The organism is Paenibacillus sp. FSL L8-0158 (genome assembly GCF_038592965.1).
GTDB lineage: Bacteria > Bacillota > Bacilli > Paenibacillales > Paenibacillaceae > Paenibacillus > Paenibacillus polymyxa_D.
Window position 1 is genome coordinate 1,419,824 of record NZ_CP151949.1, and the last position, 13,022, is coordinate 1,432,845.

13 protein-coding genes are annotated in these 13,022 nt (G+C 44.6%); 6 read left to right on the forward strand and 7 right to left on the reverse strand.

Going from position 1 to position 13,022, the window contains the following annotated elements; translation table 11 throughout:
• Nucleotides 1-24 precede the first annotated feature (24 nt).
• The 3 genes from NSQ68_RS06375 to NSQ68_RS06385 form a co-directional block, all read right to left on the reverse strand.
• Nucleotides 25-969 carry a sensor histidine kinase gene (locus NSQ68_RS06375; protein ID WP_342428324.1) on the reverse strand — a complete coding sequence of 315 codons (945 nt, stop codon included), beginning with the start codon at nucleotides 967-969 and terminating at the stop codon, nucleotides 25-27.
• Nucleotide 970: 1 nt separating this feature from the next.
• Entirely contained in the window at nucleotides 971-1,678 is a 708-nt protein-coding gene (locus NSQ68_RS06380) for a response regulator transcription factor (RefSeq protein WP_342428325.1), read from the reverse strand.
• Between the two features lie 343 nt (nucleotides 1,679-2,021).
• Nucleotides 2,022-2,219 carry a hypothetical protein gene (locus NSQ68_RS06385; protein WP_342428326.1) on the reverse strand — a complete coding sequence of 66 codons (198 nt, stop codon included), beginning with the start codon at nucleotides 2,217-2,219 and terminating at the stop codon, nucleotides 2,022-2,024.
• A gap of 888 nt (nucleotides 2,220-3,107) precedes the next feature.
• Between NSQ68_RS06385 and NSQ68_RS06390 the strand changes: the two genes are divergently transcribed.
• The gene (locus NSQ68_RS06390; protein ID WP_342428327.1) at nucleotides 3,108-4,406 is read left to right on the forward strand and encodes a pectate lyase; all 1,299 of its coding nucleotides are present in this window, start codon (nucleotides 3,108-3,110) and stop codon (nucleotides 4,404-4,406) included.
• Nucleotides 4,407-4,635: 229 nt separating this feature from the next.
• Here the strand turns inward: NSQ68_RS06390 and NSQ68_RS06395 are convergent, their stop codons facing one another.
• Nucleotides 4,636-4,785, reverse strand: coding sequence for a hypothetical protein (locus NSQ68_RS06395; protein ID WP_342428328.1), 150 nt, complete (start codon nucleotides 4,783-4,785; stop codon nucleotides 4,636-4,638).
• Nucleotides 4,786-5,331: 546 nt separating this feature from the next.
• On the opposite strand from NSQ68_RS06395, the gene NSQ68_RS06400 reads away from it, so the two are divergent.
• The 3 genes from NSQ68_RS06400 to NSQ68_RS06410 all read left to right on the forward strand — a co-directional run bounded on the left by NSQ68_RS06400 (nucleotide 5,332) and on the right by NSQ68_RS06410 (nucleotide 8,088).
• Entirely contained in the window at nucleotides 5,332-5,835 is a 504-nt protein-coding gene (locus NSQ68_RS06400) for a hypothetical protein (protein WP_342428329.1), read from the forward strand.
• 101 nt (nucleotides 5,836-5,936) lie between these two features.
• Nucleotides 5,937-6,245: a hypothetical protein gene (locus NSQ68_RS06405; RefSeq protein ID WP_013309242.1), complete on the forward strand. Its 309-nt coding sequence runs from the start codon at nucleotides 5,937-5,939 to the stop codon at nucleotides 6,243-6,245.
• Between the two features lie 211 nt (nucleotides 6,246-6,456).
• A complete protein-coding gene (locus tag NSQ68_RS06410; protein ID WP_342428330.1) occupies nucleotides 6,457-8,088 on the forward strand; it encodes a formate--tetrahydrofolate ligase in 1,632 nt (543 codons plus the stop codon).
• Between the two features lie 23 nt (nucleotides 8,089-8,111).
• On the opposite strand, the gene NSQ68_RS06415 is transcribed toward NSQ68_RS06410, so the two are convergent.
• From NSQ68_RS06415 to NSQ68_RS06425, 3 genes are all read right to left on the reverse strand, one after another.
• Complete coding sequence (locus NSQ68_RS06415) at nucleotides 8,112-9,320, reverse strand: ABC transporter substrate-binding protein (RefSeq protein WP_342428331.1); 1,209 nt, start codon at nucleotides 9,318-9,320, stop codon at nucleotides 8,112-8,114.
• Nucleotides 9,251-9,841, reverse strand: a complete 591-nt coding sequence (locus NSQ68_RS06420; RefSeq protein ID WP_342428332.1) for a hypothetical protein — start codon at nucleotides 9,839-9,841, stop codon at nucleotides 9,251-9,253. The genes NSQ68_RS06415 and NSQ68_RS06420 overlap by 70 nt, the downstream gene beginning before the upstream one ends.
• 108 nt (nucleotides 9,842-9,949) lie before the next feature.
• The gene (locus NSQ68_RS06425; protein ID WP_307348585.1) at nucleotides 9,950-10,942 is read right to left on the reverse strand and encodes an ABC transporter substrate-binding protein; all 993 of its coding nucleotides are present in this window, start codon (nucleotides 10,940-10,942) and stop codon (nucleotides 9,950-9,952) included.
• Nucleotides 10,943-11,176: 234 nt separating this feature from the next.
• Here NSQ68_RS06425 and NSQ68_RS06430 point away from each other — a divergent pair, with 234 nt between their 5' ends.
• Together NSQ68_RS06430 and NSQ68_RS06435 are read left to right on the forward strand one after the other, a co-directional pair.
• Nucleotides 11,177-11,401: a hypothetical protein gene (locus tag NSQ68_RS06430; protein ID WP_342428333.1), complete on the forward strand. Its 225-nt coding sequence runs from the start codon at nucleotides 11,177-11,179 to the stop codon at nucleotides 11,399-11,401.
• A 158-nt stretch (nucleotides 11,402-11,559) separates the two neighbouring features.
• Complete coding sequence (locus tag NSQ68_RS06435) at nucleotides 11,560-12,837, forward strand: DUF4367 domain-containing protein (RefSeq protein ID WP_342428334.1); 1,278 nt, start codon at nucleotides 11,560-11,562, stop codon at nucleotides 12,835-12,837.
• The last annotated feature ends 185 nt before the right edge of the window (nucleotides 12,838-13,022 follow it).

Below are 13,022 nucleotides of genomic sequence, written 5' to 3' on the forward strand. Positions count from 1 at the left end.
TTAAGTTGAGTATGTTGAGTTCGATTAATAGTTGATTTTCTTCAATGTAAAAGAGAAGACTGTCCGCTCATAAGGTCTACTGGTCAATTGAATTTCTCCGTTCATCGTTTCAACCAGACGTTTGGCAATTGTAAGGCCCAGTCCGCTGCCCTGTACCGCCTTATTGCGGGAGTCCTCCAGTGTGTACATGCGTTCAAAAACTTTATCCTGCTCAGATTCCTGTATGCCTTTTCCACGATCCCATACCTCTATACGCACTGTATCCTGCTGTTCCGATAAAGTCAGACCCAGCGTCCGTCCGTCTGCCCCGTAGCGAATGGCATTCGAGATCAGATTGTTCAGCACCCGTCCAATCGCTCCTTCGTTCCCCAAGGCATGAATGGGGTGCTCCGGGATCTCAATATGCACAGTAAACCCCTGTGCAGTCAGCAGGTCATAAAACTCTAAAATGCTGCGTCTGCACAGTTCTCCCACTTCCAGCCGAGTCAACGGAATATCCGTATCATTAGCTTCCAGCTTTGCCAAGCTAAAAAAGCTCCCGATCAGCCCAATCGCTTCGCTTGTCTTTTGATGAATTTTGGATAGTAGCTTTATACGTTCTTCCGGCAAAATAGTCGGATCGCCATCCAGCATTTCGGCATATCCAAGCACAACCGTAAGCGGGGTCTTGAGATCGTGGGAAATGTTTGAAATCATTTTGCGCATAGCAATTTGGCTACGGTTGTAATCGGCTGATACCCTCAAATTTAAGTCTAATAGTCGGTTGATTTCCGTCATGAGTCGCTGCAGTTCAACGTCACCTGTGACATATAGCAGCTTTTCCGCATGATTCACAGTCACAATTCGCTCTAGTAGGGTTCGGATATCCCTTATTTTGCGCTTATTGGCCATACGCTCCCGCCAAAGCCATACAATAACGACTGACATGATGAGGCCGACAATCCATTCAGAAATGTTTTCGATGTTCATATCAGCCATTCTCCCATTTGTAGCCAATGCCCCATAGCGTTTTAATATGGACAGGATGCGAGGGATCTTCTTCGATTTTCTCACGCAGGCGGCGAATATGGACGTTAATCACGTTCTCGTCGCCCATATAATCGTCTTTCCAAATAAATCCGTATAATTGTGCTTTTGTAAATACCCGGTTTGGATTGGCTACAAACAGCTTCAGTATATCGGACTCTTTAGCTGTTAGCTGAATTTCGTTTTCATTGCGAATGACAGTGAAATGATCAAAATCAATGCGCAGGCTGCCGTAGGTCAAAACTTGTGCTTGCGGCTGTCCCTCCTGCTGTTGCTGACGGGCATATGTAGTAGATCTTCGGATCGCGGACTGGATACGAGCGGTCATTTCCAGCATTGAAAAAGGTTTGGCAACATAATCGTCTGCCCCAAAGCCCAGTCCAAGCGCTTTATCCACGTCACTGTCCTTGGCTGACATAATAAGAATCGGGACAGCGCTATGGGTGCGAATTCGTCGAATCACCTCCATACCGTCCACCTTCGGCATCATCAAATCCACCAGTACCAGATCATAGGTATGACGTTCAAAGGCAAGAAGCCCCTCTTCCCCGTCATAGGCAGTGGTTAGGCTGTATCCTTCCTTAGTGAGTGCTTTGAGTAGCATTTCGGCAATGGATAGATCGTCTTCAATAAGTAAAATATGCTGTGGCATAGGTGTGGAACACCCCTAATTTTTAGATTAAGCTCGCGTGACGAACTGTACCTGAATTATATAGAGCAGTGGAGGGGATTTCCATAATAAATATCCAAAGAAAAAATGAAAACTCCCTGGATCGTCCCAGGGAGTTACGTAATCAGTCGTTTGCATCATTCGCGTTCAGGCGCACGGGAGTTCTATAGTATTTATTTGGCTTTTGTAAAGGAAGAGGCTTAGATCAGGGGAAAAGTTTGTATGCCTTTATAGACCCAAAGTAAGTATGTTTTTCCAACCGCATAAATGTATGAAGTAGTAAATCTCCTAGAGCCACAAGGGTTACAAACGTTCTTGACTGCAATCAGAAAACATAGGCTTTCGGTTTCATCGCTTGCTCAGGAGTGAGTGCCTGGTTTGTCAAAACATGCTGCGGAAACAGAATAACTTGGTCCATCGTCCTAAATGTTTCAAATTCGTCTTTTCTAAGAATTTTTCCTTCAATATGGTTTGCAATGGTTTCCTGACTTTCTTTAACTACGTTCAACTCCATTTTGGCCATGACATTTCGCTGGATATATGGTTTTAGAACACTTGTTTCAGCTTTGTTTTGTAAGTAATCAATATGGATTTCAGTGAGGACAACTTGCGATTAATGGTCAGTTTAGTATTTCCTAATGGGTACTCCAAAAAAGAAAGAAAGTTCTCCACTTCACGAATGATTAATTTCTCTAAGGTGACTCAGGAAACGTTTTTACGACTATCTGAAGTAAAGTTTTCTGCAACTAACCAATCAAAAAATATAACGTAATCATGGCAATAGTTAAGAAGTGTTGTGGGAGATAGTTTTCTTTTCCTGCTTTCAATAAACTCCGTTACCAACCAGGGAAGATCGGACAATTTTTCATCAATTCGATTCATATAGTACACTTTCATTTCTTACCTATTTTCACCAGAATATTGTAAAAATATATTTTTATATTACATGACTTTATACCTAAAAATGTAATACAAAAGAATTATTTAGTAATTGAGTTATACATATCTCTGTAATTTGAGCCGATGAAATTCATGGCGCCGGAATAATATGGAAGGAGGTCTTCTTTGTACCAGGAGATTAGCCACAAATCACTAATAAAAAGAAAAGTTTATATGCAGAGAAAATTGCGCAAGCTCATGTTGTTCCTGAGTGTAATGAGTTTAGTATATCACTACCTTTTTCATCGAACACGGTTAATGCCGCTGCAGATCCCGAATGACGGAAAATTTAGGACGTGGAATCGTGGCTGCACGCAGCGGTTTCCAATGCTATTGTAAGTTGGATTTTACTGAAACCCGACCCTGAAAACTTCAGATATAACATCTATCGATTTATTTGTTTTTCATTTAAAGATCTTTGTAGTTGTTAGGACAGCATCAAACAATTGATTGACAAAAGGAGAAATGATTTATGAGGAAATTTGGAAGTTTATTTATGATCTGTTGCATGCTTGTGGCCATGTTTATGACTAGTTCTGTTTATGCAGCTAAAAACACCCTAGATGTGGAGGAAGAGACAGCCACAAGTACGACAAGCTATTACGTTTCTCCAACTGGCAGTGATAATAATGCAGGAACTAAAAGTGAGCCATTTAAGAGCTTGATGCAAGCACAATCAGTAGCTTCGTCCGGGGATACAGTCTATATTCGTGGAGGAGTTTATGATGATTTTGAAATTGCAAAAACCGATAGTGTTTATAATTATGTAAATGCCTTTAATAAGAATGGGGTCACCTATGAGGCTTATCCTGGGGAAAGACCTGTGTTTGATTTCAAAAATGTACCAACGAATCTACGTGTGGCAGCATTTTTTGTTGGTGATAATGTAACGGGCATCACTTTTAAAGGATTTGATGTGATCGGCGTTAAAGTAGGTGATCAAGCGCAATCAGAAGCTTTTAATATTAGAGGACAAGCCGATTTCGTGAATATGGCTGCTCATGATAATGAAGCCATTGGTTTTTATTATACTGGAAATGGATCAGGAACTGTTCTTAATTCGGATGCTTATAACAACATAGGACCAACACAAATATCAGCTGGTAATACAGATGGTTTTGGTGCTCATGGAGGGGCTGTTACCTTCATTAACTCCCGTGCATGGAATAACAGCGATGACGGATTTGACAGTATCAGTTCAAAAGGCCCAGTGATTTATGACCATTGTTGGTCATTTGATCATCAGGGTAATCAGAACGGTATCGGCAACAAAAATGGGTTTAAAGTCGGCGGATATGCGTACAGAATTACGGGAATTCCAGATCCCTTGCCCATTCATACCGTAAAATATTCTTTAGCTGTGAATAACGGTGCTAGTGGCTTTTATGCGAATCATCAGCCTGGACAATCAGCTACCTGGACCAATAACACGGCCTATAATAATAGTAGAGCCAATTTCGATATGCTGGAACGTGTTAGTCCAACGGACATAACCAATATTCCCGGTTACAGAGAAGTTTTACATAACAACATCGCTTTTATGGACCGGGCAATTATGAATGACAACAATTTGCCGGAAAATGTATCTAATAATTCTTGGACCATCAACGGAGGACTTGAAATCACGACCGAAGATTTTGTAAGTCTGGATACGGCCCAATTATCTGCACCAAGAAAACCAGACGGCAGTTTACCTGATGTTACGTTTATGCTTCCTCTAACTTCCAGCACTCTTTACAAATACGATTTAGGCTACCTTGCTGACAAATAAAATTCTGTTTTATCCTTACATCAATTTCAGGTATCCTAGAAGAAAAATGTACAATGATAAAATTGCTAACAGCCTCCAAATGAAAGAAACGATAATAATGAATTTGTGTAATTTGATCTAACGATAGCTCTAGATAAAAGAAGGTGATGTCTAGTATATTTACAGACATCACCTTTACAATACCAAGCTGCGTTAGGAAGGTGCCTTTAATCCACTCCAGATCGCCAAGCTACGGCTTAACACTTATGGTCCTGCAGCCCGGCTTAACCGGACGGATACCCAACACGTATTCGGAGAGCCATGCCGTCGGAACCCGATGCCCAGCCATGGCACAAGCTATGGCGACAGCCCTGGTAACAATAACCTTCATACGTGCCATGTACGTCAATCTTTCCTTCTGGCGTCAGTTCGTACATGGAGCTGCTGTGAAGCGCAGTTATAGCTCTTATCGTCATACATACATGATAACGTGTAGCTTCGATCGGAAACGGGAAGTACAACCTGATTCGATGAAAAAGCGGGCTGTAGGGACGCCTGTCAGCCTATTTGTGTTAACAAGAGATGTATTGAAATTGCTTAAATGGCCGCATAGGGATGTAGAAGTAGTGGCTTTAACTGCAACATATGATTATTAAAATTGATGAATATTGGACTTTTTCGTAAATTCAAAGATGTTTAAACCACCACATAAGATAGTATTTAAATCCGCTCATGAGAGGTAAGTGAGATTACCGAAGTCAACGCAACCCTAACACAAGATGTAATCAAACTACTAGCAGTTACAGTTCTCCTATATTATACTGAAAGAGTTTATAATCCGGTGTTTGGAATACGATGTTATGATATACGTGACATGCTTTATACAAGAAATCAGGTATGTCTAATCACGAGCTACGGCACAGGACCGTCATAAAGGAGAACAACGATGTTTGTTATACGAGGAACACAAAAACTGCTGAAGGAATGGGAGACTGAACCACTTCAAGTTGATATTTATCCGCCTTTGAATAGTTGGCATGCCAGCTTGTTTTTACTGAATCGGAGAAAAAATATTGTGTTTATGCATGATATATCCCGCTTAAGCGTCACGCTGTTTGGGATTAAAAAATCGCAGTACAAAAACCTGCCGACTCTTTTTGTACAAGCTTTGAAGGAATTAATGATCAGCGAAGGGTTTGATGAGCAGATCGTGAAGGCTTACACACAGGAAGGCGAGCAGATGCTGGCAACTACGACGAATAGACATAGTGTGATGGTAACCTTAGATGAGATTATATTTATTATGAAGGAACTGGATATGGAGCATGGGTGCGAGCTGGAAAAAAACCAGTGGAATAACCGGATTGTTTTCAAAACTGTTGAATACAAGTACCCTGTTGATGTTTTTAAAGAAGTGCTGGAAAAGCATTATAAACTAGAGAGTATTTGAGAAATTTATGATTTTTCTCGAAATTAAGTTCCATTTATTCCCTCTATCCTATATAATCTAATATAGTTCTAAAAGACTATATAAAGAGAGGTAAGGGGTAAATGAAGATTAAATTAAGAAATAAAACTGGAATGATCAAGGAACGCAAAGTAGGTTTTTCATGGACTACGCTCTTTTTCGGTTTTTTCCCTGCGTTGTTTAGAGGGGATTGGAAGTGGGCTGTTATTATTTTTCTGGTATCGATCCTTACGAGTGGGGCGTCCAACTTTGTATTTTGCTTCATATATAATCGCTTACATATTAATGATCTGCTGTCCCAAGGCTATGGCCCTGCTACTAAGAAATCCCAAGCTATCCTGATTTCTAAGGGATTTATTGCTGAAAATTACGCTGCTAACTTTGCAGGTTAATTTGAGAGCTGTTTGTTAAACGAGACGTATCCAAAGAGCATCCACCAAAGTCCATGCGGGCGGGGGATGCTTTTTTTTATAACTCACATGATAGCAACGCTTGCGATGAAATGAATCATAGCGCAATAAGCAGCACACTTTGGTAAAATAAAACGATACAGGGTTTGACATCATCGGTCAGACTTATAAAACGGGGGGTACATAACGAAAGATGAAGAGGATTATTGATATAGCCAAAGAAGCAGGAATTGAAGAAGAACATCTGGAGACGTATGGAAAATATAAAGCGAAGCTGAACCCGTCCCTGTGGGAGCAGTTAAAGGATCGCCCGAATGGAAAACTGGTACTGGTTACGGCAATGAATCCCACGCCGGCGGGAGAAGGCAAAACGCTAACAACCATCGGGCTGTCACAGGCGCTGAATGCGCTGGGGCATAAAACCGTTGCTGCGTTGCGTGAGCCGTCCCTTGGCCCTTGCTTCGGTATGAAAGGAGGAGCAACTGGGGGAGGACAAGCCCAGATTGTTCCGGCGGAAGACATTAATCTGCATTTTACGGGTGATATTCACGCGATTTCGGCAGCACATAATTTGCTGGCAGCGATGATCGATAACCATTTGTTTCATGGAAATGCTTTGCGGTTGAAACCGGAGCGGATCGTGTGGAAACGTGCTGTCGATATGAACGACCGGAGTTTACGAAACATTGTGACCGGATTGGGGTCAGGTAATGGAGCGGTGAGAGAAAGTGGTTTTCTGATTACCTCGGCTTCAGAAGTGATGGCCGTATTATGTTTAAGTGAAGATATGGACGATCTTAAAGTGCGATTGGGTCGGATGGTGATTGGTTATAACGAAGATGGCGAAACGGTAACAGCTGAGGAACTACATGCGGTGGAAGGTATGGCTGTGCTGCTTCGGGAAGCATTGAAGCCCAATCTGGTGCAAACGTTGGAGGGAACTCCAGTTATTGTGCATGGTGGACCTTTTGCGAATATTGCACATGGATGCAGTAGTTTGATCGGTACGAAGCTAGCCCTGAAGCTGGGAGAGGTGGTCGTCACAGAGGCTGGATTCGGGGCTGAGCTGGGGGCAGAAAAGTTTTTTGACATCAAGTGCCGTCAATCCGGTTTGCAGCCAGATGCGGCTCTGTTGGTCGTAACCGCCAAAGCGCTGAAATATAACGGCGGTGTAGCTAAAAATGAGCTGGACGCAGAAAATCTGGAGCAATTGCAACTTGGATTAGCCAACATGAACCGGCATGTACGGAATTTGCAAAAGTTTGGCGTGCCAGTACTGGTAGCGGTCAACCATTTTGTAACAGATAGCGAAGCCGAGCTGGAACTGATTTTCTCGGAATGCCGCAAGCTGGGAGTACCCGTAGAGTTGTCACAGGTGTGGGCACAGGGGAGCCAAGGGGGAGAAAAGCTGGCCCAAAGCCTGCTCAACCTGCTCCAGGAGGACAAAGCCCATTTTGCACCATTGTATGAGCATACCCTTGGTTTGCAAACGAAAATTAGTGTCATTGCGAAGGAGATTTACGGTGCGGCAGAGGTAGCTTACACTCCTGCGGCCAAACGGGCGTTGGCCGGTATGGAGCAGCTTGGTTTTGGACAACTGCCTGTATGCATGGCCAAAACGCCGTATTCTTTCTCAGATCAACCTTCTCTGCTAGGTGCACCGGAGGGGTTTACCATTCACGTGTCCAGCGTTGCTTTGTCCGCAGGGGCAGGCTTTGTGGTCGTGGAAACAGGCAATACTATGACGATGCCAGGATTGCCCAAATCACCAGCAGCTGAGCATATGTCGCTGGAGGCAGATGGAAGCATTCAAGGTCTAATGTAGTAACTTTAGAAAATGGCAGCTTCTCAGGATGAAGTGCCAAGCAGTTTGGGCAGTGCAGTAAGCAGTTTTTGCCGGGTTATGGCATCGCTCCAGTTCCAGCGTTCAGCTTCTACGAAATATACCCGACCTTGACGTACAGCAGGGAGGCTGCGCCAGAGAGGGCTGCTGATCATGCGTTCCAGCGTACGTTTGGATTCTGGGGCTGTTGGGACAAGCATAAAAATGCGGTCCCCGGCGTAATCAGGCAATTCGTTCGGATCTATTTCCGCGAAGCCGTGTCCCTCGTCGAGCACCTTTTGGATCGGCTCAACGGGCTGAAAGCCCTGGGGGTGGTAGAGGGCCGACGAGAATCCGGACATACCCATGACAAAGAGCCGATCACCATGATCGAAGATGAAGACGGAGGCCGTTTCTCCGGCTGTGATTTGCGTACCGAGCTGCTGCCACATTGCCAGATTACGGGCTGTGAAGGTAGACAACCAGCGTTCGGCCTCTCGCTCTTTACCGAGCCAGACGCCAAGTGTATGCATCCGTTCCTCCAGCGTGGCGAAGGAGTTGAAGGTGACGGTGGGGGCGATGCTGGCAATGCGCTCATATTCCTGTTCGTCCGAATTGGCAATGATAATTAGATCAGGATCAAGAGCGCTGGTCAAGCGGGCATTCAGTGGAAGGCCCACATCGGCAACATTCACAAGACGATGTTTATAGACACTGTATTCACTGAGTTGCAGACTTCCGCCGATGGCTTTGGCTCCTAATGCCAATAGATCGCCCATCGTTTCTCCATGATAGATGATGCGGCTTGCTCGGCGCGGAATATGAATATGGTGACCCGTCCAATCCTTAACGCGCACAGAACCGGAGACAGAAAGCGCGTACTTGCCAGGGGGAATCCCGGTCATTTGCCTAAACCGCCGATTAAAATAATATTCGTCAGAGAAACCAACCTGACGGGCAATTTCACGTAAAGGCCGTTTGCAATCCAGCAGCAGCCGCTTGGCATGATTCAAGCGCAGCTCAGTGAGGTAATGCAGCGGCTTTTTGCCTATAATTTTACGAAACATTTGTGAGTATTGCCATATGGAAACGTTCGCCTGCTCGGCAAGCTGCTTGACGGTAATAGGCTTTTCATAGTTGTTTTCCATATAGGAGAGAGTGCCTTCTACCGATGCTGGCAATGCCGGATTAGAGGTATTATTTTGATCAATAGGGGTGAGGTCTTCCTGCCACACAAGAGCAACTCTTGAAACATGATTTGCTGCCGTAATACAGATGTTTGGCTATGCGGCTGTACCGTTTGTTGGGTACTATGAAATAGCTTTTCAATCAACTGAATAAGCTTGGAGGAAGAAGAGGAGACGATGTATTCGCGCGGTTCCGGCAGGACAGCTCCATGATATAGGGATGGCATGCGCGCTGCGTGTTCAGCCAAGACCATGTCCGCTTGTGGCTCCGACGGCAAAGCGATGACCTCAAACGTGATTTTGTAGTATCCGGGTACAGTTCCATTCAGGGGAGCGATTTGATAGGATTCACCTGGAGCTAGCCAATACCCATGACCTGTATGGAATAGATACTGCTCTGGGCCAATGTCCACCCTACCTGCCCCACTGATGAACATAAGCAGACAGTGATATGAACTGGGACGTGATAATAATTCATCGGTAGGCTCACCAATCAACGCAATTTCTTTAAAATGAAAAAGCAGTGAGCTGAACGGGGGAGGATATACGGACGACGGAGACTGGTTCACGGTATTGCTCCTTTTATTGAGAATGGTTATCATGCATATATAAGTATACCTCCTTTAGGTTCAACAAAAAAGAAGCCTATCAACAAGTGATGATAAGCTTCTCCAATTTTATTTGATGAGTTTGGGCAATTCCTCCAGCAGCCATTCTCGAGTGGAAGCATCACTTTCGGTTTTGCCAATGTCCTGAATGTACACACGCCCCTGTTTGACAGCAGGAAGCTGGAGCCACAGCTTGCTTTTCATTAACTGTTCGGTGGATTGTTTGGCTTCTGAACTTGGTGTTCTTAGTATGAAAATCCGATCTCCAGCGTATTGTCCAATCACTTCCTGAGATATTTGTACAAATCCTTTGTCTTCATCCAGTGCTTTCTGGATAGGAGGGGTGGGTTTGAAACCATTCTTTTCATACAGTATCTGTGATAGTCCTGTCCGTCCCATTGCGAATAAACGGTCGCCAGGATAGTAGGTAAAGACTGAAGCTGTTTCCCCCGCTTTAACACCTTCTGCGTGAAGTTTGGTCCACATCTCCGCTTCCTTTATTTTATATTGGGCAAGCCAATCTTCAGCGTCCTTTTTCTTGTTCACAATGTCTCCGAGATGCAGCAAACGTTCGTTTAACGGGGCAAAGGTATCGAACATAATTGTAGGTGCAATTTTTGTTAACGCAGCGTATTGTTTTTCATCTGTATCGGCGGTAATGATTAGGTCAGGTTGTAGTTCCAAGGCTTTTTCCAAATTAATCGGGAACCCCAGATCGGCCACGTTCTGAACCTGCTTTTCGTAAACCTTGCCTTCAATCATAGAAGTCGATGTACCTACAGCTTGTACGCCTAAAACCAATAAATCCCCATAGTTTTCTCCAAAGTAAGCAATGCGCCCAGGAGTCGTGGGAATATTCACTGTATGTCCCTTATAGTCTGTGTAGTCACGAGTTGTGGCAGCTTCCGATGTTTTTGTAGATGCTGTTGTGTTGCTGCTTGCACTCTGATTGTCAGACGCGCCGCATCCCAGCAGCAATGCACCCATAAGAAAGAATAGGCAGATGAGAGCAGTGTATTGTCGAGTGGATTTTTTGTTGATTGTCGAGTTCTTGTTGGTCATAGCAACCTCCGTATAATAGAATGATTCAGAATTTTGCAAATGAGAATTATTATCACAAAAGCTATGATAAGCGCTGAACCCTCAATACTCAATGGACAAACTTGGTCAATGAATCCGATTTTGTACAAAATAAGTCTCAGGTGTTCTTAGCTCATTTCATTCTTCAAATCTTATTGATTTGTCATTTTTTATGGTATAGAATATCATTTTTATACATTTGAAAGGGGTTTTGAAATGGCATTGTTTATTACATATGTTTTACTAGGTTTCTCTATAGCACTACCTGTAGGTACAATTACGGTTGAAATGACGAAGCAAGGGCTAAAGAATGGATTCATGCATGGTTGGATTGTGGGCCTTGGGGGGATGACCCTCGTAGCCACAACACGAAAAGCCATGAATCGAACCGCCATCAAGTGGGTTACGATCGGTGCAGGCGTGGTTTTGATCGGTTTTTAGATTTATTTTCTGTATGAATTTATGATCACTCTCCAAAAGATTTTATAGCATTACGCAAGGATACGTTCAAGCTTGTCATGCCAGTCTGCATAAATCGAACAAGTCCTTCATAGACATGTACTAATTCATTTAAAACATGTGCTGAAGGGGTTGATGACATGCGCCGGATTTCATGGATGCTCGCCATGGTCATGTGTGTAACGCTGCTGCTGGCCGGGTGCGGCAAGAAGAGCGCGGACGATGTGGTTAAAGATTTGAGTGACGTGGTGAGCGACCTGAACAGCTACCACGGTACAGCTTTGATGACGCTGCATACCGGCGACACGCCGCAGGAATACAAGGTGGATATTTCCTACCGCAAGCCGTCCTATTACCGAATTGCCATGACGAACGAGAAAAAGGATGTTACGCAAATTGTGCTTCGTAATGATGAGGGTGTATTTGTACTAACACCTAGCCTGAACAAAAGCTTCCGTTTCAAAAGCGACTGGCCAAACAATCAGGGTCAAGTATATTTATATGAAACGTTGGTTCGCAGCATTATCGGCGATGCCTCCCGTCAGTTGGCTACCGACGATAAATCCTACGTGTTTGATGTGGCAGCGAATTACAACAGCCATGCGCTGGTGAGACAAAAGATATGGCTGTCCAAAAATGACTATGCACCCACTCAGGTACAGGTGTCTGATGCGAATGCCAAGGTAGTTGTTGATCTGAAGTTCGATCAATTTGCTTTTGATACGAAGTTTGACAAGGACTCTTTTGATATGGAGCGGAATATGGCTTCAGGTAAGACGAGTACGGGTAGCGAAGGGGCGCCATCTTCTGGAGCAGTGGATCCCAGCGGTCAGCTTGATCCTTCCGGTGCGATGGATGGGACGACTGGCGTGACCTCTGGCGAACCCGGACAAGAGCAGGGGACAAAAGAGGATGCAGTCCAGCAACCGTCAGGAGAAGCCAAGGTGGACGGTACTGCCACAAACGATACGTCCAAATCGGACGCAGCAGCCAATGCAGAGGCGCAGCAACAAACCCCGGGCGCATCCGATGCTGCAAACGGAACGTCAGCGGGAACAGATGCGGCAGAAGCTGTGATGGGTGAGTTCGGCTTGATCGAACCGTCCTACACGCCAGCCGGAGTACAGATCAAGGATACGCCGGAGCTGGAGGATAATGGTACACATGCGGTGATGCTGCGGTATAGTGGAACGTATAATTATACCATTGTGGAGGCGCGTCCAAAAGATCGGGCGGTCGCACTGGCCGCAGGCGAACTGGTTGATATTGGAGGAAGCTTTGCCGTGCTGACCGGAAGCGAACAGCAGACGATGACCTGGATGAATGACGGAATCGAGTTCAGAATCACCAGTGCTGACCTGCCTGTGAGCGAAATGATACAAATTGCCGCTTCTATACAGGATCAATCGGGTAAATAAAATTTTATAGACGGATGCAGACGGTCTAGAGTGTATAATGCTCTGCTGCCGCCCGTATCCGTCTTTTGTTCATTCGCAGTCTAAGATGTGCATCGCTTGTATATCCTATTCTATTGTAGAGATGGTAGAGGAGGCTGGTAAAGCCCCCCTGCCATTGACAGCCAGGTTTTTGAACATTACCATTA

Bases quoted from the DNA above. Each gene is read 5' to 3' on its own strand.
- NSQ68_RS06375 (WP_342428324.1), bottom strand. From the start codon at position 969: ATGAACATCGAAAACATTTCTGAATGGATTGTCGGCCTCATCATGTCA.
- NSQ68_RS06380 (WP_342428325.1), bottom strand. From the start codon at position 1,678: ATGCCACAGCATATTTTACTTATTGAAGACGATCTATCCATTGCCGAA.
- NSQ68_RS06385 (WP_342428326.1), bottom strand. From the start codon at position 2,219: ATGGCCAAAATGGAGTTGAACGTAGTTAAAGAAAGTCAGGAAACCATT.
- NSQ68_RS06390 (WP_342428327.1), top strand. From the start codon at position 3,108: ATGAGGAAATTTGGAAGTTTATTTATGATCTGTTGCATGCTTGTGGCC.
- NSQ68_RS06395 (WP_342428328.1), bottom strand. From the start codon at position 4,785: ATGGCACGTATGAAGGTTATTGTTACCAGGGCTGTCGCCATAGCTTGT.
- NSQ68_RS06400 (WP_342428329.1), top strand. From the start codon at position 5,332: ATGTTTGTTATACGAGGAACACAAAAACTGCTGAAGGAATGGGAGACT.
- NSQ68_RS06405 (WP_013309242.1), top strand. From the start codon at position 5,937: ATGAAGATTAAATTAAGAAATAAAACTGGAATGATCAAGGAACGCAAA.
- NSQ68_RS06410 (WP_342428330.1), top strand. From the start codon at position 6,457: ATGAAGAGGATTATTGATATAGCCAAAGAAGCAGGAATTGAAGAAGAA.
- NSQ68_RS06425 (WP_307348585.1), bottom strand. From the start codon at position 10,942: ATGACCAACAAGAACTCGACAATCAACAAAAAATCCACTCGACAATAC.
- NSQ68_RS06430 (WP_342428333.1), top strand. From the start codon at position 11,177: ATGGCATTGTTTATTACATATGTTTTACTAGGTTTCTCTATAGCACTA.
- NSQ68_RS06435 (WP_342428334.1), top strand. From the start codon at position 11,560: ATGCGCCGGATTTCATGGATGCTCGCCATGGTCATGTGTGTAACGCTG.